General features: G+C 71.8%; 16 protein-coding genes. 3 read left to right on the forward strand and 13 right to left on the reverse strand.

The genetic code is table 11. The annotated features are described in order from the left end of the window. Window positions 1–5: 5 nt before the first annotated feature. The 6 genes from ACZ597_RS25945 to ACZ597_RS25970 all read right to left on the reverse strand — a co-directional run bounded on the left by ACZ597_RS25945 (window position 6) and on the right by ACZ597_RS25970 (window position 9308). A complete protein-coding gene (locus tag ACZ597_RS25945; RefSeq protein ID WP_471334538.1) occupies window positions 6–2324 on the reverse strand; it encodes a molybdopterin oxidoreductase family protein in 2319 nt (772 codons plus the stop codon). Beyond that, window positions 2321–3415, reverse strand: a complete 1095-nt coding sequence (locus ACZ597_RS25950) for an MFS transporter (RefSeq protein ID WP_471334540.1) — start codon at window positions 3413–3415, stop codon at window positions 2321–2323. The genes ACZ597_RS25945 and ACZ597_RS25950 overlap by 4 nt, the downstream gene beginning before the upstream one ends. A 67-nt stretch (window positions 3416–3482) precedes the next feature. Then, on the reverse strand, window positions 3483–4349 hold the full coding sequence (pflA, locus tag ACZ597_RS25955; RefSeq protein ID WP_471334543.1) for a pyruvate formate-lyase-activating protein: 867 nt from the start codon (window positions 4347–4349) through the stop codon (window positions 3483–3485). Window positions 4350–4490: 141 nt separating this feature from the next. Further along, a complete protein-coding gene (pflB, locus tag ACZ597_RS25960) occupies window positions 4491–6761 on the reverse strand; it encodes a formate C-acetyltransferase (protein WP_471334546.1) in 2271 nt (756 codons plus the stop codon). A 295-nt stretch (window positions 6762–7056) separates the two neighbouring features. Beyond that, window positions 7057–7347 carry a hypothetical protein gene (locus tag ACZ597_RS25965; RefSeq protein WP_471334548.1) on the reverse strand — a complete coding sequence of 97 codons (291 nt, stop codon included), beginning with the start codon at window positions 7345–7347 and terminating at the stop codon, window positions 7057–7059. A 554-nt stretch (window positions 7348–7901) separates the two neighbouring features. Then, window positions 7902–9308: an MFS transporter gene (locus ACZ597_RS25970; RefSeq protein WP_471334550.1), complete on the reverse strand. Its 1407-nt coding sequence runs from the start codon at window positions 9306–9308 to the stop codon at window positions 7902–7904. 268 nt (window positions 9309–9576) lie between these two features. On the opposite strand from ACZ597_RS25970, the gene ACZ597_RS25975 reads away from it, so the two are divergent. Together ACZ597_RS25975 and ACZ597_RS25980 are read left to right on the forward strand one after the other, a co-directional pair. Beyond that, window positions 9577–10749, forward strand: a complete 1173-nt coding sequence (locus ACZ597_RS25975; RefSeq protein WP_471334553.1) for a low temperature requirement protein A — start codon at window positions 9577–9579, stop codon at window positions 10747–10749. Window positions 10750–10827: 78 nt separating this feature from the next. Continuing rightward, window positions 10828–12081 carry a cytochrome P450 gene (locus ACZ597_RS25980; protein ID WP_471334555.1) on the forward strand — a complete coding sequence of 418 codons (1254 nt, stop codon included), beginning with the start codon at window positions 10828–10830 and terminating at the stop codon, window positions 12079–12081. A gap of 149 nt (window positions 12082–12230) precedes the next feature. Here the strand turns inward: ACZ597_RS25980 and ACZ597_RS25985 are convergent, their stop codons facing one another. Next, window positions 12231–12722: a DUF5949 family protein gene (locus tag ACZ597_RS25985; RefSeq protein WP_471334558.1), complete on the reverse strand. Its 492-nt coding sequence runs from the start codon at window positions 12720–12722 to the stop codon at window positions 12231–12233. 56 nt (window positions 12723–12778) lie between these two features. Beyond that, a complete protein-coding gene (locus ACZ597_RS25990; protein WP_471334561.1) occupies window positions 12779–13411 on the reverse strand; it encodes a DUF4352 domain-containing protein in 633 nt (210 codons plus the stop codon). A gap of 170 nt (window positions 13412–13581) precedes the next feature. Here ACZ597_RS25990 and ACZ597_RS25995 point away from each other — a divergent pair, with 170 nt between their 5' ends. Further along, a complete protein-coding gene (locus ACZ597_RS25995; RefSeq protein ID WP_471334564.1) occupies window positions 13582–14019 on the forward strand; it encodes a DUF6299 family protein in 438 nt (145 codons plus the stop codon). 36 nt (window positions 14020–14055) lie between these two features. On the opposite strand, the gene ACZ597_RS26000 is transcribed toward ACZ597_RS25995, so the two are convergent. From ACZ597_RS26000 to ACZ597_RS26020, 5 genes are all read right to left on the reverse strand, one after another. Next, a complete protein-coding gene (locus ACZ597_RS26000; protein ID WP_471334567.1) occupies window positions 14056–14235 on the reverse strand; it encodes a hypothetical protein in 180 nt (59 codons plus the stop codon). A 118-nt stretch (window positions 14236–14353) separates the two neighbouring features. Then, window positions 14354–16441: a SpoIIE family protein phosphatase gene (locus ACZ597_RS26005; RefSeq protein ID WP_471334709.1), complete on the reverse strand. Its 2088-nt coding sequence runs from the start codon at window positions 16439–16441 to the stop codon at window positions 14354–14356. A gap of 14 nt (window positions 16442–16455) precedes the next feature. Then, window positions 16456–16758, reverse strand: coding sequence for a hypothetical protein (locus ACZ597_RS26010; protein ID WP_471334569.1), 303 nt, complete (start codon window positions 16756–16758; stop codon window positions 16456–16458). A 23-nt stretch (window positions 16759–16781) separates the two neighbouring features. Then, entirely contained in the window at window positions 16782–18068 is a 1287-nt protein-coding gene (locus ACZ597_RS26015) for an NAD(P)-binding domain-containing protein (protein ID WP_471334572.1), read from the reverse strand. Window positions 18069–18286: 218 nt separating this feature from the next. Continuing rightward, on the reverse strand, window positions 18287–19765 hold the full coding sequence (locus tag ACZ597_RS26020; RefSeq protein WP_471334575.1) for a carboxylate--amine ligase: 1479 nt from the start codon (window positions 19763–19765) through the stop codon (window positions 18287–18289). Between the last annotated feature and the right edge of the window lie 20 nt (window positions 19766–19785).

Genomic DNA, 19785 nt, shown 5'->3' on the forward strand with positions numbered 1-19785 from the left:
CGGCGTCAGCTCCTCTCCGCCGTGCCACGGCCCTGCGAGGACGTGGGGGGCAGGGGGTCGGTGCGGGAGACCTGGGTCTCCGGGTAGGCCTGGCGGCCGGGGGCCGTGGGCGGTGCGGGGACCTCGTCGACCCGCTCCGCCGCCTCGATCCGGGCGGCGCAGACCTTGTACTCGGGGATCTTCGAGCGGGGGTCGAGGGCGTCGATGGTCAGGGCGTTCGCTGCCGTCGGGACGGGCCAGTGGTAGGGGATGAAGACGGTGTCGGGGCGGATGGCCTCCGTGACGAGGGCCGGGAAGACCTCGCTGCCGCGTCGGGTGACCACCCGGACGGGGTCGCCGTCGCGGAATCCGTGGGAGGGGTGCACCTCCACCCACGGGCGCGGCGTCTGTTCGACGAGGGCGCCCAGGCGACGGGTCTGGTTGCCGGACAGGAAGTGCGCGACGGTGCGGCCGGTGGTGAGGGAGAGCGGGAACTCCTCGGTGTAGGCGTCCATGGGCGGGTGCCATTCCACGACCTGCATGTGGATCTTGCCGTCGGGGTGGTAGGTCCGGCCGTCCTCGAACAGCCGGGGCGTGCCGGGGTGCTCGGTGGACGGGCAGGGCCAGACGATGCCTCCGGTCTCTTCGAGCCGCTCGTACGTGATGCCGTAGTAGTCGTTGACGGTGCCGGCGGAGGCGACGCGCAGTTCCTCGAACACCTCGCGGGAGCCGGGGAAGTCGAACTTGTCGCCGGCACCGAGGCGCCTGGCCAGTTCGCACATCACCCAGGTGTCGGTGCGCACCCCGGCGGGCGGCTCCTGGGCCTTGTTGTGCTTGACCACCCGGGCTTCGGTGTTGGCCATGACGCCCTCGTCCTCGGCCCAGACGGTGACCGGGAAGACCACGTGCGCGTTGACGGCGGTCTCGGAGAGGAAGAAGTCGAACTGCGCGTGGAACTCCAGGGTGTCGTAGCCGTGCTTGACCGCCCCGTAGTTGGGGAGTGAGACGAACGGGTTGTTGCAGATGCCGATCAGGCCGCGGATCTCCTGCCGCTGCATCTGCCAGACCATTTCCATCATGGAGGTGCCGGCGGGCGGGAGGTCAGCCTCGTCGATGCCCCAGATCCGGCAGATCTGACGGCGGTGCTCCTCGTTCGTGATGGAGCGGCCGCCGGGCAGGAGGTCGGCCTTCTGGCCGTGTTCGCGGCCGCCCTGGCCGTTGCCCTGGCCGGTGATGGTGCCGTAGCCGGCGCCGGGTCTGCCGAGGTTGCCGGTGGCCACGCACATGTTGATGACGGACAGGCAGTTCTCGACGCCCTGCGAGTGGTGTTCGATGCCGCGGGCGTGGAAGGCCATCGCCTTGTCCGCGCCGGCGAACATCCGGGCGACCTGGACGATCTGGGAGGCGGGGATGCCGCAGATCTCGGCGGACCGGGCGGGCGGGTACTCCTGGACGGCTTTCTTGATCTCGTCCCAGCCGGTGGCGTGGGCGGCGAGGTACGCCTCGTCGGTGAGGCCCTCGGCGACGATCACGTGGAGCACGGCGTTGAAGAAGGCCGAGTCGGTGCCGGGTTTGATGGGGACGTGGACGTCGGCGGTGCGGGCGACGGCCGTCTCGCGCGGGTCGACGACGATCAGCGACGCGCCCCGGTCGCGGGCGCCCCAGAGGTACTGGGTCATCACCGGGAAGCACTCCCCCACGTTGGACCCGGCGATCAGCAGGCAGTCGGTGAGGAGGATGTCGGAGAAGGGGTTGGCGGCGCGGTCGATGCCGAAGGCGAGCTTGTTGGCGCCGGCGGCGCTGACCATGCAGAGGCGGCCGTTGTAGTCGACGTGCCTGGTCTTGAGGGCGACCCGGCCGAACTTGCCGACGAGGTAGGTCTTCTCGGAGTAGAGGCTGGCGCCGCCGAGCAGTCCGAAGGCGTCGTTGCCGTGGGCGGCCTGGATGCGCCGGATCTCGGAGACGGTGAAGTCGAGGGCCTCGTCCCAGGAGGCCTCCTTGAACTCCTCGTCGCGGGAGCGGCGCATCAGGGGGGAGGTCAGCCGGTCGGGGTGGTTGACCTGCTGGTAGGCGTTGATGCCTTTGGGACACAGCCGCATGCGGTTGATGTCGTGGTTGCGGGGTTCGACGCCGAAGACCTTGCCGCCCTTGTCGACGCGGAGGTACATGCCGCACTGCACGCCGCAGAAGCAGCAGTGGGTGGGGACGAGGGTCCCGCCGTTCTGGTCGGCGTGCCACCGGTCGGCGGGGATGCCGCCGGCATCGCGGAAGTTGCGGGTGCCGGGCGGGGCGATGGCCGGGTCGAGGGGCAGGGGTGCCGGCTTGGCGGGGTCCGTCGCGGTCACTTGAAGCCCCTCTTGACGTGGGTCAGGTAGGCGTTGCCGCGCAGGACCCGCTTGCAGCGGGGGCAGTATTCGGCGAAGGCGTTGAAGTCGAGCCGGAGGTCCTGCATGGTGCCGCGCAGGTTCTCCACGTACGGGGTGGTGTCGATGGGCTCGCCGCAGCGCTTGCAGGCGAAGATCTCCTCGTCCTGGCGGGCGGTGTACTTGAAGAGCTGCATGCCGACCGCCGCCGGCCGCTGGACGATGTGGAAGAACTTCCCGAAGGGGATGTAGATGAGGGTGAAGACCACCGAGACCATGTGCAGGAGCGCCAGGAACTCGTAACCGCCGCCGTGCAGGAAGATCGACGAGAAGGTGAGCAGCAGCCCGGTCACCGAGATCACGATCAGGCAGATCAGCGGGAGCAGGTCGTAGGCGAAGCGCTGGCCGGTGATGGCTCCGCGGTCTTTCATGCGGCGCCAGAGGAAGTACGAGGCTCCGGGGATGACGAGGACGGCCGCGATGTCCAGGCCGTGGAACATCAGCCAGCCCAGGATGTCGAGCGAGTTGAAGCCGAGGACTTTGAAGCCCCAGATCCGCATCTCGTAGCCGGGTCCGGAGCCGCTGTCGGAGGTGAAGGTGAACCAGCCCCAGGTGAGGGGGAAGGTGATCGCCGCGGCCAGCAGGCATCCCCAGAAGATCAGCTGGTGGGCGGCCCAGCGGGCGCGCGAGCGGGCGCCGAGGAACTTCTGGAAGCCGAGGTAGGTGGCGGCCATCTTCGGCAGGGCGGTGGGCGCCTTCTTGAAGTTGGCGGCCGAGAAGAAGCTGCCGAAGCCCTTCTTGAAGAGGCGTCGCGCGCCGGGTGCCGACACCCAGACCGTGTACCGGTAGGCCACGCCGAAGGCCAGGAAGACCGTGGCGACGGCGTACGGCAGCAGGGCGGAGTCGAAGTCCCGCAGCAGGCGGCTGCCCAGCACGATCGCGGCGATGAGCAGGAGGGAGACGGCGACGCCGGCCGCGGTGGCCTTTGCGGTGACGGACCGCCCGGCCGGCGGCGGGTTCTCGGGCGGCCCGGGGGGTGGGTCTGCGGCGAGTACTTCTGTGGGCTCGGACACAGCACCACGCTAGGTGGTCTATGTATATTCAGCCCGTTATGTGGACCTTGGGGTTGGTCCGGACGGGTCATACGGCCTTCAGTCCGTGCGCCTCGAAGACCGCCTTGGCCTCGGCCACCTGCCCGGCGGTGGGCGAGGGCGTGTCGTGCAGGGTGAAGGGCATGTCCAGGGCTTCCCACTTGCCCTCGCCGAGTTTGTGGAAGGGCAGTACGTCGACCCGCGAGACGTTCCCGAGGCCGCCGGCGAAGGTGGCGACCCCTTCGACGTTCTCGCGCGCGTCGGTGAGCCGGGGCACGAGCACGAACCGCAGGTGCACCTCCTTGCCCAGGTCCGCGAGCCGGCGGGCGAAGTCCAGGGTGGGTTCCAGGGGCCGGCCGGTGACCTTCTCGTAGGTCTCCCGGTCCCATGACTTGATGTCGAGCAGTACGAGGTCCACGTCGCGCAGCAGCGCGTCGGTGGCCCGGGATCCGAGGAAGCCCGAGGTGTCGAGGGCGGTGTGCAGGCCCAGGTCGTTCTTCATGCGGTGCAGGAGCTCGCCGGCGAAGACGGGCTGGAGGAGCGGTTCGCCGCCTGAGATGGTGGCGCCGCCGCCCGAGGCGGAGATGAACCGGGTGTACTTGCGGGCTTCGGCGATGACGGCGTCGGCCGAGGTGCGGCTGCCGTTGCGCATCCGCATGGTGTCGGGGTTGTGGCAGTACAGGCAGGTCAGCGGGCAGCCGGCGAGGAAGGTCACGAACCGGGTGCCGGGGCCGTCGACTCCGGTGGACAGGTCCCAAGAGTGCACCGAGCCCTCGCTCGGCCGCTGCGTCGCAGCGGCGGCCGGGGTCTGTGCGGGGGTGACCGGGGTCTGCGCGGCGGCTGGGGGGCGCGCGGCGCTGACGACAGCGGCGTTCTCGGGGCCGACGGGGAGGCTCGTACCGAAGTAGACGGTCATGGCAGGTGCTCCAGTCGTGTTCCGGTGTGTCCGGCGGGCGTCCGGTGTGTCTGGTGTGTCCTGTGGGAGCACGCGGCTCGGGGCCGGGTGAGGGCCCGGTCCCGGGCCGCGCGGACGGCGGACGGCGGACGGCGGACGGCGCTACAGCGCGCCGTGGAAGGTGCGGTTCAGCACGTCGAGCTGCTGCGCCCGGGTGAGCCGCACGAAGTTCACCGCGTAGCCGCTGACGCGGATGGTCAGCCGCGGGTACTTCTCCGGGTGCTCCATGGCGTCCATGAGGGTGTCGCGGTTCAGCACGTTGACGTTCATGTGGAAGCCGTCGACGGCCATGTAGCCGTCGAGCACGCCGGCGAGGTTCTTGATCCGCTCCTCGGGGGTGCGGCCGAGGCCGTCGGGGGTGACGGTGTTGGTCAGTGAGATGCCGTCCTCGGCGTCCTCGTACGGGAGCTTGGCGACCGACAGGGCCGAGGTGACGTAACCGTGGGTGTCGCGGCCGTTCATCGGGTTGGCCCCGGGGGAGAACGGCTCGCCGGCCCGGCGCCCGTCCGGGGTGTTGCCGGTCTTCTTGCCGTAGACCACGTTCGAGGTGATCGTCAGTACGGACTGGGTGTGCTCGGCACCCCGGTACGTCTCGTGCTTGCGGATCTTCCTCATGAACTCCTCGACGAGCCTGACGGCGATCTCGTCGACGCGGTCGTCGTTGTTGCCGTATGCCGGGAAGTCACCCTCAATGGCGTAGTCGGTGGCGAGACCGCTCTCATCGCGCAACGCGGTGACCTTGGCGTGCTTGATGGCGGACAGCGAGTCGGCGGCGACGGACAGGCCGGCGATGCCGCAGGCCATGGTGCGGCGCACGTCGCGGTCGTGCAGTGCCATTTCGAGACGCTCGTAGGCGTAGCGGTCGTGCATGTAGTGGATGACGTTGAGGGCGTGGACGTAGGTCTTGGCGAGCCATTCCATCTGCTCGTCGAACTTGGCCATGACCTCGTCGTAGTCGAGGACGTCGGAGGCCGGCAGGCCGGTCCGCGGCCCGACCTGGGCGCCGGACTTCTCGTCCCGGCCGCCGTTGATCGCGTAGAGGAGGGTCTTGGCGACGTTGACGCGGGCCCCGAAGAACTGCATCTGCTTGCCCACCGGCATGGCGGACACGCAGCAGGCGATGGCGGTGTCGTCGCCGAAGCGCGGGCGCATCAGCTCGTCGGATTCGTACTGCACCGAGGAGGTGTCGATGGAGACGCGGGCACAGAACTCCTTGAACCCCTGAGGGAGCCGCGGCGACCAGAAGACCGTCATGTTCGGCTCGGGGGCCGGGCCGAGGTTGTAGAGGGTCTGGAGGTAGCGGAAGGAGGTCTTGGTGACCAGCGGGCGGCCGTCCTCTCCCATGCCGGCGATGGATTCGGTGACCCAGGTCGGGTCGCCGGAGAACAGCTCGTCGTACTCGGGGGTCCGCAGGAAGCGGACGATGCGCAGCTTGATGATGAAGTCGTCGACGATTTCCTGCGCCTGCTCCTCGGTGAGGAGGCCGGCCGCGATGTCACGCTGTAGATATATGTCGACAAACGTGGAGGTGCGGCCCAGGGACATGGCCGCGCCGTTCTGCTCCTTCACAGCGCCGAGGTACGCGAAGTACAGCCACTGGATGGCTTCGCGGCCGGTGACGGCGGGACCGGAGATGTCGTAGCCGTAGGAGGCGGCCATCGCCTTGAGCTCGGACAGCGCGCGCATCTGTTCGGCGAGCTCCTCGCGCAGGCGGATCGTCTCCTCCAGCGGGCGGTTGCCGGCGGGGAGGGAGTTCAGTTCCTCCTTCTCGTCCTTCTTGACGGCGATCAGGCGGTCGACTCCGTAGAGGGCGACTCGGCGGTAGTCGCCGATGATGCGGCCGCGGCCGTACGCGTCCGGGAGGCCGGTCACGATGCCGGCCCTGCGGGCGGCGCGGATCTCGGCGGTGTACGCGTCGAAGACGCCGGCGTTGTGGGTCTTGCGGTATTCGGTGAAGACCTTCTCCAGCTCCTCGGAGACCGGGTAGCCGTAGGTCTCCAGGGCGCCGGCGACCATTCGCCAGCCGCCGTACGGCATGATCGCGCGCTTGAGCGGGGCGTCGGTCTGGAGGCCGACGATCAGGTCCTTGCCGCGGTCGATGTAGCCGGGAGCGTGTGCGGTGATCGACGACGGGATGTCGTACGCGATGTCGTAGACACCCTTCTCGCGCTCCTCCGGGAACTTGTCGGTGATCGCCTTCCAGACGGCGGTGGTGCGCGCGGTGGGGCCGGCGAGGAAGGAATCGTCGCCTTCGTACGGCGTGTAGTTCTGCTGGATGAAGTCGCGGACGTCGATGGCGTCGCGCCACAGGCCGCCCTCGAAGCCCTGCCAGGCCTCGTTGTTCTTCGTGGTCTCCACAGGGGTGGCAGTCATCACCGGCACCTTCTCCGAGTCGCCTCATTGCTTGTGTCCATTCCACGCCTTTTGATCGATCATTTGGCGCCGCGATGGTCCCGAGCTCAGGCCCGGAAGTCCTTTGACCGTCGGACTTTGATCACCACCACCCCACTTGAGCTGGGATTTCGAACGGGACCAAAGTCACTAGTGTTCTTGTGAAAGCGTTCACAAGAATATGAGAACGGGGCGGAAAGTCGGAAAATCTGCCTTTGGGGCGTGCCTGTGGATAGCGCAACGCACGTATTGAGCGACCCCGGCAGCATGGAGGGAGTCAGAGCGCGAGAGCAGAGGCGGAGAGGAGCGGCAGCATGAGGGCGAAGAACCAGGGGTGGTCCTGCGCGAGGTCCGCGGGGGCAATGAGGAAGACCCCGGGCCAGGACGCCCGGCCGGGCCCGCTGGGGAAGAGGAGGCGGAAGCGGTACGCGGACCAGCGCGCCGGCGGCTGCGAAACGGCGTCGGTGACGGGGGGTGCGGCCTCCTGCCGGGCCACCGGAACCGCCAGGGCTACCAGGCGGTGCGGGTGCCGGTCGTCACCGCCGTCCGGCCCGGTCGCGGTGTCCATTGCGGCGGGGACGGAGGGCGCGGTGATACCGCGGCCGGCCGCGTTGGAGGCAGGGTGATGGGCCGCAGCGCCGGACGGAGCCCTTCCCCGGTCACGTCATGGACGGCGGGCGAGAGCGGCTGGGGGCGGACGGCATGAGCCGCGCACGACCCCGCGGGTGAAGACCCAGCGGGGTGGGCCGGCCGGCGCCCTGCGGGCCGGACAGCCGGACCGCTCCGTGCCCGTGGCTGTGCCCGTGCCCTGTGCCCGTGGCTGTGCCCGTGGCTGTGCCCGTGCCCTGTGCCCGTGCCCTGTGCCCGTGGCTGTGCCCGTGCCTGCCCCGCCCCGGATGCCCGACCCGCCCGACGCCTGCCCGGGCGTCGGGCGGGTCGGGGGTGGGCCGGCCGCTTCGGGCCCGGCCGGCCTCGGCGCCTCGGATTCCCGGGGCCCGGTAGTGCCCGCGCGGCGCAGCGGGTGGCCGGCTGCCGTTGGCGCCGCCCCTCGGGCCCACCCGTCCCGGGGCCGGGTGGGCTCCGGGACGGGTGGGGTGGCGGCCGGTGGGCCGGCGGTGGGGGTCAGCTGGGGGCTTCCGCGTTCTTGCGGGCGTAGAACCACCAGGTCACGGCCACGCAGCTGGCGTAGAAGGCGACGAACCCCCACATCGCGCTCGTCACCGAGAAGTTGGCGAACATCGCCGGGATGAAGAAGAAGCCGTAGGCGGCGATGGCGGCGGTGAAGCCCGTCACCGCGCCGGACTCGATCTCCGCCTGCTTCAGGGCGGCCGCGTACTGCGGCGTGCCCTCCGCCAGGCCCTTCAGGTGCTGCGCCCGGAAGATGACCGGGATCTGCCGGAAGGTCGAGCCGTTGCCGATGCCCGAGAAGAAGAAGGCGGCCAGGAAGCAGAGGAAGAAGCCGTGGAACGAACCATGGTCAGACCCCCCGGGCAGGAAGTTGATCACGCCGATGATCGACGCGCCCATGCCCGCGAACGAAAGGATCGTCACCCGGGCGCCGCCCAGCTTGTCGGCGATCCAGCCGCCCGCCCAGCGGGCCAGCGCGCCCAGGGCCGGGCCCATCCAGGCGTAGGTGGCGACCGAGTACGCGGGGAAGGTGGTCTTGATGAGCAGCGGCAGGGCTGCGGCGAAGCCGATGAAGGAGCCGAACGTGCCGACGTAGAGCCAGGTCATCAGCCAGTTGTGCTTGCGCTTGAAGATGACCTTCTGCTGGCTGAAGGGGGTGGAGGCGACCTTGAGGTCGTTCTGCCCGAACCAGGCGACCGCCGCGAGCACGACCAGCACCGGGATCCAGACGAAGGCGGCGTTCTGGAGGTAGATCTCCGAGCCGTTGGCCTTCTTCTGGCCCGCTCCGATGGCCAGGACGGAGGAGGTGATCAGGATGGGGGTGAGCAGCTGGACCACGGAGACGCCGAGGTTGCCGAGGCCGCCGTTGATGCCGGTGGCGTTGCCCTTCTCCTGCTTCGGGTAGAAGAAGCCGATGTTGGCGAGGGAGGAGGAGAAGTTCGCGCCGCCGATTCCGCAGAGGGCGGCGATCGCGACCATGGTGGTGTAGGAGGTGTCCGGGTCCTGCACGGCGAAGCCGAGCCACAGCAGCGGGGCGGCCAGCACCAGCGTGGAGAGGGCCGTGAACCGGCGCTGTCCCACCATCGGGCCGAGGAAGGTGTAGAGGATCCGGACGGTGCCGCCGGTGATGCCGGGGACGGCCGTCAGCCAGAACAGCTGCGACTGGGTGAAGCCGAACCCGACGTCCTTCAGGTTGGTCGCCGTGATGCTCCACACCTGCCAGACCACGAAGGCCACGAGCAGTGCCGGGACGGCGATCCACAGGTTCCTGGTGGCGACCTTCTTCCCGGTGGAGTGCCAGAAGGAGGGATCCTCGGGGGTCCACTCCGTGATGGTGCGGCCCGGGCGGTACTGCGCCGGGTCGGTGAGGACCTGTGGCGCTTGCTGCGTGGCGGAACTCATGGCGTGGTCCTGAACATTGAGAAGGGTCCTGACGTATCCAGGCTCCGCTCCGGGGGGTGGGCCGCGGCAGGGGCGAACGTCGTGTGGGCGGCGGGACCTTGTCCCGCCGGTCGGGGTCCCTTCGGCTCCTGGCCGGACGGACCGGTCCGCTGGCCGGGGGGCGCGCCGCCCGGCGGGCCGGGCCGGTACGAGTCCGCCCGGGGTACCGGGGGACCATCGGCCGCGCGCCTCGGCGGTCGGGGGGCCGGGCCCTGGTGTGCTGGGCGGTATGACGTACGTACCGATGACCGCCCGCAGCCGCGACGAGGGGCACCGGACGGCGACCTCGCTGGAGCTGTTCTTCGACCTCTGCTTCGTCGTCGCGATCGCCCAGGCCGGGGCGCGGCTGGTGCACGCGCTGGCGGAGGGCCATCCGGGGAGCGGGGTGGTCGGCTACTTCTTCGTCTTCTTCGGGGTGTGGTGGGCGTGGATGAACTTCACGTGGTTCGCCTCCGCCTACGACTGCGACGACGTGCCGTACCGGGTGGCGACGCTGGTGCAGATCGCCGGCGTGCTCGTCTACGCGGCGGGGGTGAGCCGGGCCTTCGACGACAACGACTGGACGGTGGCCGTCATCGGCTACCTGATCATGCGGGTGGCGCTGACGGCGCAGTGGCTGCGTGCGGCGGCCGGGGAGAGCGGTGCGGCTCGTTCGGCGGCGCTGAAGTACGCGGCGGGCCTGGTGATCTGTCAGGCGGGCTGGGTGGGGCTGCTGTTCGCGCCGGACGCTTCGAAGCGGTGGCTGTTCCTGGTGCTGGTGGTGGCCGAGCTGATGGTTCCGGTGCTGGCCGAGCGGGGCCATCAGACGCCCTGGCACGCCCATCACATCGTGGAGCGGTACGGGCTGTTCACCATCATCGTGCTGGGCGAGACGATCGCGGCGAGCACGGTGGCGGTGAAGTCGGCCCTCGACGAGCACGAGGCGCTGGACGAGCTGCTGCCCATCGCCGCGGGCGGGCTGCTGATCGTCTTCGCCGCGTGGTGGATCTACTTCGCGGTGCCGATGCACGAGCGGCTGACCTCCAACCGGGAGGCGATCCCGTGGGGCTACGGCCATCTGCTGATCTTCGCGTCGGGTGCGGCGATCGGTGCGGGCATCGAGGTGGCGGTGGAGCACGCGGTGGGGAAGGCGCACATCTCGCAGGTCGCGGCGAACGCCGCCGTGACCGTTCCGGCGGCGCTGTTCCTGCTGATGGTGTGGCTGCTGCACTCCCGCCACTTCAAGCGCGGTGCGGCGCAGCAGCTGGTGCTGCCGGTGTCCGCGCTGGCCCTGCTCGCCTGTACCTGGGCGGGTTCGTACGCGGTCCTGTACGCGGGGCTGGTCGCGACGGCCACGGTGGTGGTCGGCATGACCCTGTCCGTCCGCGGCGGGAGCCCCGAGCGGGTCGGGGCCGAAGTCTGAGCCGTCGGCGCCGTCACCCCCAAGCCCCCGAACGCGTTCAGCAGCTCAGCGGAACGGCGACAGGAAGAGACAGCCCCCATGACACTCCCCCCGCAACGGCACGGCTCCGGCACCGACCCCGGAGGGGAACTCGCCGAGCCGGGCTTCTGGCAGCGGCCCCCCGATCAGCGCCTCGCGGCCTTCGCCCGGCTGCGTGCGCTGGACTCCCCGGTGTTCGTCCCCGAGGGCGGCGGCCACTGGGCGCTCGTACGCCACGCCGACGTGCAGGAGGCGAGCCGGCTGCCGAAGGTGTTCGCCAGCGCGCCCGGGGTCACGACACCGGAGCCGGCCCGGTGGGTGCGGGCGCTGTTCGGGGACTCCATGGTCAATCTGGACGGCCCGGACCACGCGCAGCTGCGGAAGATCGTGCAGCGGGCGTTCACGCCGCGGCTGCTGGCGGCGGCCGAGGAGGACATCCACGCGGTGGCGGCCCGGATCGTGGACGACGTCCTGGCCGAATGCCCGGACGAGTTCGTCTCGGCGGTGTCCTCCCGGCTGCCCCTGGAGGTCATCTGCAACATGATGGGCATCCCGGAGCACTACCGTGCGGAGATCGCGGACCGGGTCAACCACGCTTCGGAGAACATCGGTGTGGAGCGGGGGCTGGCGGCCCGGCTGCGGATGCCCGGCCGCGGCCTGCGGGCCCTGGCCCGGATGCAGCGGATGGTCGCGGGCATCGGGCGGGAGCGGCGCAAGAACCCCACCGACGACCTGATCTCCGCCCTGGTGTGCGCGAACGTGGACGGCCAGGCGCTCGGGGCCCGCCAGCTGGGCGCTTTCTTCAGCCTGTTGATGGTGGCGGGGGTGGAGACCACCCGCAATGCCATCAGCCACGGGCTGGCCCTGCTGACGGACTTCCCGGAGCAACGGGACCTGCTGCTGTCGGACTTCGAGAAGTACGCGGACGGCGCGGTGGACGAGATGATCCGGCACTCGACGCCGATCATCCAGTTCCGCCGGACGGTCACCGCCGAACACACTCTGGGCGGGCGCCTGTTCCAGCCTGGGGACAAGGTGGTGCTGTACTACGCGTCGGCCAACCGCGACGAGGCGGTCTTCCCCGACCCGGACGCGTTCGACATCACCCGCTCCCCCAACCCGCACCTGGGTTTCGGCGGCGGCGGACCGCACTTCTGCCTGGGCGCCCATCTGGCCCGGGTGGAGATGAAGGCGCTCTTCCGGGAGTTGCTGACCCGGCCGGTGGATCTGCGCGCGGTGGGCCTGCCCGATCTGGCGGGCTCGAACTTCGACAACCGGGTCCGGTCGCTGAGGTTCGCCTTCGAGCGGCCCTGACGGCCGGGCCGTGTCCTTCGGATCAGGCCCGGCATGATCCGAAGGACACGGCCCGGGGGGCCGGCCGCCGGGCAGGCTGGGAGCCCGGCGGCCGGAGCACGGCGGCCGCCGCAGGCGCGGCGGCGGCTGCCGCGGACAGGGGAGGCCCCTCAGCGCTGCAGGCTCTGCACGGCGACGATGCAGTGGGCGCTGCTGGTCAGTACCGCCTCGTCGCCGGCGAAGGACTGGAGGAGTTCCGCGCTCACCGGCTTGCCGGGGACGGCCTCGGGCCAGGCGCGGGTGGCGAACAGGAAGTAGGCCTGGCCGCTCTCGGTCGCCGCCGCGACCCACTCGTCCGGGGCGGTGCAGGTGGCGTTCAGGCCGGGCAGGGTCAGCGCGATCTGGTTGTCCGCGAGGATGATCTTCACGTCGAACTTCTGCGGCTTCTCGGTCCCGTTCACCATGTCGCCGATGCCGAGGCCCATCTCCTCCAGCAGCCCGCGGGCGGCCGCCTCGCCCGCCTCCCGGCCCTGCGGCCCGTCGCCGAGCGTGTAGGCGAGCAGGTACGGGATGTCGTGGCCCTCGGCGGGGTCGCCGATCCAGGCGAGCACGGAAATGGTGCCGATCAGGCTGCGGTCGGTTTCGGCTTGCGTAGAAGTCATGCGCGCACCTTAGTGCTCCGGCGCCGGGCCCTTTCACGGCCTTTCACCCTTGCGGGCTAGACCGACCAGAATCCCCCTCCGGAATTCGCCTGCACGTTCGCGTCCTGGTACTGGAGCCGCACGATCTTCTGGTTCTCCGGAATTTCGAACACGACCCAGCCCTCGGCCCGCTCGCCGACCGAGAGGGAATCGAAGACGAGTGGTTTGCCGGTCGTCAGTTCACCGGTGCGCACCACCGGGTGGCGCTTGCCCGCGCCGTCGTACGCCCACATGCGCCCGAGCGCCCCGTACGAGGCTCCGCCGACGTTGACGAAGGACATCGAGGCGGCCACCCAGCGTTTCCCGGCGGGCGGCTGGTAGTTCGGTTCGACGCTGACCGCCGGGTCGACGAACGCGTTCAGCACCACTTGGAGGTGGCGTCCCACCTCGTGTCCTTGCACCCGTACGGAGTCACCCACATGGGCGTCCTTCGACGCCCCGGGCACCGCGCCCGCCCGGTCCTGGGCGGCCGGGTCCTCGTCGGCGCCGGGTGCCCCGTCGTCGACGGGGACGGCGGGCGCCGCGGCGGGGGCGAGGGCGGCCCCCTCGGGGGCGCTCTGGCAGGCGGTGGCGGTGAACAGCAGGAAGGGCATCAGAGCGGCGGCGGCGAGGGCGGAGAGCGAGGTGGACACGGAGGCGGGCTGACGCATGCGGGAACCCCTTCGGGGATCTTCGGGGCGAGGAGTATTTCCGGCCAGTCTCACGCGCCCGAGCGGGGAATTGCACACACCGACACGAGCGCACGGAACGAGTCGCCCGCCAATTGCCAGCACAATGCGTTCCGGTGGAATCCCGCCGCCGCTCCCACCTGGAGGAAAAAATGCGCACGCACGCCCGCCGAATGGCCCTGGGGGCCTTCTCCGCCCTGGCCGCGACCGCCCTGCTCACGGCCCCCGCCCACGCCACCGTTTTCAATCAGGGAATTTCCGTACAGTCACAAGCTCACATCGCCGGGGACGGTTCCATCACCCTTTCCGGCACCTACCACTGCGAGGCGGCGTCACCCTCGGGGGCGGTTCAGATCAAGGCCACCGTCATCCAGGACGGCACCCGGCTGAGCATCGGCGCGGGCGAGGTCGTCTGCGACGGCGCCGAGCACGAGTGGGTGGCCGGCAGCCCGCTCACCGGGGGCGTCCACCCGGGTCACGCCAGGGCCGTGGTGGAACTCCAGGAGATCCACTTCTCGGGCCTGATGCCCCGCGCCATCGACACGCTCGCGCAGGACGACAAGGCCATCGAGGTCGTCGAACACCCGTAGGGGGCGCGGCCGGCCGCGCGGGTGCGGTAGCCGCCGCTACCGGCACTCGGGCGCGACGCCCGTCATCGACATGAACCCGACCGTCTGGCATCCGGGGTCCGCGTGCGGACGCCCCGTCGTCCAGTCGACGACCGCCCGGCCCCCGGCCGCCAGCAGCAGCACCGCCAGCGTCGCCGCGATCCCGGTGACCGCGCCCCTGGTCAGGCGGCGCACCATACCCCCATCGGCAGCGGGGCGCCCCGGAAGACCGGCACGTCCCGAAGGACCAGCATCCGTTCCATGGCGGCATCATCGCCCCGCACCCCGCATGCCGCCACTCGGCGTGACCGTACGGTCACGTCGTGCCGCGCGGCCCGCCCCCGGCGTCGAACTCGCACCAGACGGCCTTCCCGTCGCCCCGGGACTCCACGCCCCAGTGGGTGGCCAGGGCGTCCACCAGCAGCAGCCCGCGCCCCGTGGTGGCCGCCTCGCCCGGGGTGCGGCGGCGCGGCCACACGCTGGAGCGGTCCTTGACCCACAACCGGATCCGCCGCACCGGCTCGGGCAGCACCTCCATGGTCAGCACCGCCCCGCCGTCGGTGTGCAGCAGGGCGTTGACCAGCAGTTCCCCCGCCGCGAGCTCGACGTCGTCGGCGAGTTCGGGCATGCCCCAGTCGCGCAGGGCCTGCCGCAGGGCGTAGCGGGCCTCGGACAGCCCCTCGGGGTCGGCCTGGTGGACGTACTGGTGGATCCGCGGCGCCCGGTGGGTGCCGGGGTCCGGGGCGCGGCGCAGGACGAGCAGGGCCACGTCGTCGCCGGAGCCCCAGCGTTCCCAGAGCCGGTCGAGGAGGTGGTCGGCGAGGGCGCCTGCGCCCTGGGGGCCGCTGCGGACGGCGTGGGCGAGGGCGTCCATGCCGGCGGTGATGGTGGTGCCCGGTTCCTCCACGAGCCCGTCGGTGCACAGCACGAGCGTTTCACCGGGCACCAGGTCGAGGCGGGTCTCGGGGAAGTCCTCGTGTTCGAAGACGGAGGCCAGTCCGAGGGGGAGGCCGCCGCGGACGTTGGGCCAGCCGGTTCGGCCGTCCGTGTGGCGGATCAGCGGGCCGAGGTGGCCGGCGCGGACGGCCCGTACGCCTCCGGTCTCCAGGTCGACCTGTGCGTACATGCAGGTGGCGAAGCGTTCGGTGTCGAGTTCGGCGAGGAAGCGGGAGGCCCGCGCGAGGACGGTGGAGGGCGGGTGGCCCTCGCCCGCGTAGGCGCGGAGCGCGATGCGCAGCTGGCCCATGATGGCGGCGGCGTGGGTGTCGTGGCCCTGGACGTCGCCGACGACGATGCCGACGCGGTCGCGGGGCAGGGCGATCACGTCGTACCAGTCGCCGCCGACCTCGCGACCGCTCCAGGCGGAGTGGTAGCGGACGGCGATCTCGCCCCCGGAGATGTCGGGGATGCGGCGGGGCAGCATGGCGGCCTGGAGGCCGGTGGCGAACTCGCGTTCCTGGTCGAAGAGGAGTGCCCGCTGGAGGGACTGGGCGACGATGCCGGCGAGGCCCAGGCACAGGTTGCGTTCCTCGGGGCTGAACTCGGTGCGCCGGCGGTAGAAGAGCACGAGTCCGCCGATGGCCTTGGCCTGGGCGATCAGCGGGAGGTAGGCGGCCGCGCCGTAGTGGATGCGGAGCAGGTAGTCGGCGAGGAGCGGGAACTCGCCGGCGAGTTCGGTGAGCGAGGTGACGAAACGTGCCTGCCGGCTGAGGATGGCCTGGGAGAGCGGCAGCGATCCGTCCAGGCGGGTGAACTTGCGTTCGCTGAGGATCTCCAGGGTCTCCCCGCTCAGCGCGATGATCTTGATGGTGCCGTTCTCGACGAGGCCCAGCGCCAGCCCGTCCGCGCCGAGCCGCTCCAGCGCACCCGCGCCGGTCAGGGCGGCCGTCACGTCGTCGACGGTCACCGCCCGCGACAGGGCCTCCGTGGTGCGTTGCACGATGGCGGCCTGCTGGGTGCGGGCGGTCTCCAGCTTCCGCAGCACCGTCGCGTGGGCGAGCTCGGCCGTGGCGTCCCGGACGATCCCGGCGATCCGCAGGGGGCGGCCGTCGTCGTCGCGCAGCACCCGGCCCGTGGTGTGGGTCCACTGGTCGCGGCCGTCGCGCCGGCGCACCGTGAAGTACGAGCCGTACGTCGACCCGCCGGCCTCCAGCACCGCGGTCACGGTGTCCGAGAGCCGGGCCGCGTCGTCCGACGGGATCCGCACGCCGAGGCCCTCGGGGGTGTGGTCGAACTCGGCCGGCTCCAGGTCGAAGACGGCCAGGCCGGCCTCGTCCAGGGTGAGGGTGCCCGCGTCCAGGTCCCATTCGAAGCTGCCCATGCCGTTGAGCGCGAGCCGCTCCCCCGGGCCCGTCACCAGGCCTGGAGTACCGCGCTCCGGTTCATTGCGCCGCTCCGCTGCCACGAGAGACACACCACCTAACGGCCTGGCCAGCACGGCTGGGAGATGAGCCGCTCCCACTCCTCGTCAGGATGCCCCGGAAGGGTGCGCCCGGCCTCCCGCCACCGCTTGACGAGGGACAGGTAGATCGAGGGCTGGTCGCCGGCCCCGAAATGGCCGGGCGCCCGCCATCCGTACGGCGTGCCGGCCGCCGCCCGGGGCGGCTGGCCCGCGCTCGTCCGGGGCGGCTGGCCCGCCGCGGCCCGGGCCGTGGACTGCTCCCCGCGGCTGGCGGGGATGCGCACCCAGCCACGGCCGCCCTGTGCTCGCTCCGCGCCCATCGCGGACCCCTCTCAGGTGGATCTCAGCGTAGATACGTCTCCGGTCGCCCGGCGGCGGCCCGGACCGGCCGGGCAGCACCGGAGGAGCCCGGCAGCGGACCCCGGGCGCCGAGGCGCTTGCGGACTCCCTTCACCAGTCTCCCCGCCGTGAACCCCGCACCGTGCACGAATCGCATGGAAGGTCCGAATGAGGGAGCCGTCAGCAGTCCCGCGAAGAACAGCCCCGGCCAGGAGGACTCGAAGCCCGCGCTCAGCTCCGGCGTGCCGCTGTCGCCCACGGTGGCCAGCGCGGCCCGCAGGCGGGCGTCGAGCAGCTCCAGCCGGTCCAGCCGCGGGGCGAACCCGGTCGCCGCGATGACGTGCGCGGTGTCCAGTACGACGGACTCCCCGGCCGCCGTGGTCAGCCCGAGCCGGGTACGGCCGCCCACCGCCACCGCCCGGTTCAGCCGGTGCCCCATCAGCGCGGGCACCCGCCGCTCGAAGCGGTCCCGCAGCCACCAGGCCCCGGCGGGGCCCAGCGCGGTCGCGGCGATCCGCTCGCGCGTCGGCGCGGGCAGCCGGCGCACCGCCCACGGCAGCTCCGACCACACCCAGCTGCGCCAGCCGGTGCCGAGGCCGCTGTGCGGGTCGCGCAGGGCCCGGGCCAGCGGCCGCTCCAGGGGCTGCGGGACGGTGTTCCAGTTCAGCCGGGCCCGCCTGGCCACCAGACACGGCCGGGCCCCCGCCTCGGCGAGCAGCGCGGCCGTCTCCAGCGCGGCCTGCCCGGCGCCCAGGACGGCGACCTCGTGCCCGGCGAAGCGGGACAGGTCGCGGTGGCCGCTGCTGTGCGAGTAGTGGCCCGGGGGCAGCTCGCGCAGCGCCCGGGGGTAGTGCGTGAAGGGCATCACCCCGACGGCCAGGGCCACCGTACGGGCGAGCAGCGGCGGCCCCTCGGCGGTGCGGACGAGGAACCCGTCGCCCTGCGGGGTGACCTCGGTGACGGTGGCCTCCTCCACGTCGGGCAGGCCGGCGTGCCGGGCGAACCAGAGTCCGTACGCGCTGAAGGTGCCGATGGGCAAAGGGCTGCCGTGCTCGGCGGCCAGGCCCCGGGTGGCGCAGTAGTCGGCCAGGGTGTACCGGCCGCCGGGCGCGGAGAGGTTGGAGGACCAGGGCTCCGACTTCAGGTACATGCCCTCGGGCATGTGGTCCCGCCAGGACGCCATGGGCCGGCCCAGCACCCGTACGCCCAGCCCGGCCGCCGCCGCGTGCGCGGCGATCGACAGCCCGTACGGGCCGGCGCCGACCACCACGAGATCGTCCGTCCGCCTCACGGCCACTCCTTCCACCAGATCGCCACCGAGTCACCACGTCACCACGTCGCCGATTCGCCACGTCACCGAGTCACCGCGCCCCGGACCGCCACGACACCGCGGTCCGACACCACCGCGTCACCACACCGCCCGAAGCACGACACCGCGTCACATGTCACGGCGTCAGCGCATCACGGCGTCAGCGCATCACGGCCTCACCACGTCACCGCCTCACCACGTCACCGGCTCACCAGCTCGTCCGGCTCCGCCGAAGCCTCCGGCGGGACCTGGCCGGCCGCCGGTCCCGGGGGCTGGGACCGCGGCCACGTCCGTTCGCCGCCGCGCTGGCGCGGCGCCCGCACCGCGCGGACCGTACGCCGCCCCTGTGCGGGGACACCGCGCAGGGCGCGGGCCCCCTTGCCGAAGCCGCGCCGCAGCAGGGCGCCGAGCATCGCCAGGAACGGCCACAGGTCGTCGAGGGCGAACCAGGCCGCCTCCACCCGCCCCCGCTCCCCGCGCGGCAGCACCCGCACCGGACCCGGCCGCGCCTCACGCCCCCGCTCCCCGGACCCGGTTCCCGCCGGGCCGGCGTTCCCCGCCGGACCCGCCGGACCCGCCGGAGCGGGCTCGGCGGCGGCGCGGCGCGGCAGCGCGCGGCCCCGCACGGCGGCCAGCAGCGCGTAGTTCTCCGCCACGAAGACCCGCCCGGGCCCGCCCGTCGGCGTCGGCACCCGCTGACCCGTCAGGTCCAGGTACAGGGCCTGGACCACGTCCAGCCCCGAGTCGTCTGCGAACAGCCTGAACTGCGCGCCCGGCCGCGGGTTGAAGTCCACCAGCCGGAACGTGCCGCACTCGTCCCGGCGGAAGTCCAGGTCCAGGATCCCCTGGTAGCCGAGCCGTTCGGCGAGCCGCAGCGCCGACTCCTCCACCGCCGGGTCCGGGAGCCAGCGCCCCACCGCCGTCAGCCCGGTCCGCACCGGCCAGGACAGCTCCTTGCGGCCCGAGCCGGCCAGCAGCGGCCGCCCTCCCCGGGCGAAGGCCCCGTGGAAGAACCAGTCGGTGTCCGGCCCCGCGGGCAGGAACCGCTGGAGCAGCAGCCGGCTCCCGGCCTCGGCGGAGCGCTCGTACAACCGGCGCGCGTCGGCGGCCGTGTTGACGACGGTGGTGCTCCGCAGCCCGGATCCGGCCGGCAGCAGCCACGGCCGGCTCCACTTCGCCACCACCGGCAGCCCGAGCCGCCACGCCGCCCGCGCCGCCTCGCCGCCGCCCGCCGGGATCACGGTCTCCGGGTGCGGGACGCCCCAGCGGGCGCACAGCCGCGACAGCTCGGCCTTGTCCGCCACCCGGGCGGGCAGGTCGTCGGGCTGATGGGGAATCCGGAAACGGTCCGTCAGCATCGGTGCGACCCGGGACACGGCGATCGCGCTCATGTCGTCCATGGCCACGAGCACCGCCGGCCGCCCGATCCGCTCCGACACCCCGACCAGGCACTCCAGCAGCGCCTCGGGCTCCTCCGGATCCAGCCCGCCCTCGGGGCCGGCGTGCACGGCGCGCAGGTAGCGCGAACGCCCCACGGGACCTCCCCCGGCTTCGACGACGGCATGGACCTCCACGCCCTTGCGCCCAAGGGATCTGACGGCGCCGAGGGTTCCGTGGTGGAACGGATTCCGATCGAGTCTGAGCAGAACAGCGGGCACATGGCCGTCGAACGCGTTCATGGGAACGGTGTCTTTCACCT

This window comes from Streptomyces sp. NPDC040718 (assembly GCF_055593565.1).

Excerpts from the sequence above, each read along its gene's own strand:
- pflA (WP_471334543.1), bottom strand. The coding sequence starts at position 4,349 with ATGACCGTCTACTTCGGTACGAGCCTCCCCGTCGGCCCCGAGAACGCC.
- pflB (WP_471334546.1), bottom strand. The coding sequence starts at position 6,761 with ATGACTGCCACCCCTGTGGAGACCACGAAGAACAACGAGGCCTGGCAG.
- ACZ597_RS25965 (WP_471334548.1), bottom strand. The coding sequence starts at position 7,347 with ATGGACACCGCGACCGGGCCGGACGGCGGTGACGACCGGCACCCGCAC.
- ACZ597_RS25970 (WP_471334550.1), bottom strand. The coding sequence starts at position 9,308 with ATGAGTTCCGCCACGCAGCAAGCGCCACAGGTCCTCACCGACCCGGCG.
- ACZ597_RS25975 (WP_471334553.1), top strand. The coding sequence starts at position 9,577 with ATGACGTACGTACCGATGACCGCCCGCAGCCGCGACGAGGGGCACCGG.
- ACZ597_RS25980 (WP_471334555.1), top strand. The coding sequence starts at position 10,828 with ATGACACTCCCCCCGCAACGGCACGGCTCCGGCACCGACCCCGGAGGG.
- ACZ597_RS25985 (WP_471334558.1), bottom strand. The coding sequence starts at position 12,722 with ATGACTTCTACGCAAGCCGAAACCGACCGCAGCCTGATCGGCACCATT.
- ACZ597_RS25990 (WP_471334561.1), bottom strand. The coding sequence starts at position 13,411 with ATGCGTCAGCCCGCCTCCGTGTCCACCTCGCTCTCCGCCCTCGCCGCC.
- ACZ597_RS25995 (WP_471334564.1), top strand. The coding sequence starts at position 13,582 with ATGCGCACGCACGCCCGCCGAATGGCCCTGGGGGCCTTCTCCGCCCTG.
- ACZ597_RS26000 (WP_471334567.1), bottom strand. The coding sequence starts at position 14,235 with ATGGTGCGCCGCCTGACCAGGGGCGCGGTCACCGGGATCGCGGCGACG.
- ACZ597_RS26010 (WP_471334569.1), bottom strand. The coding sequence starts at position 16,758 with ATGGGCGCGGAGCGAGCACAGGGCGGCCGTGGCTGGGTGCGCATCCCC.
- ACZ597_RS26020 (WP_471334575.1), bottom strand. The coding sequence starts at position 19,765 with ATGAACGCGTTCGACGGCCATGTGCCCGCTGTTCTGCTCAGACTCGAT.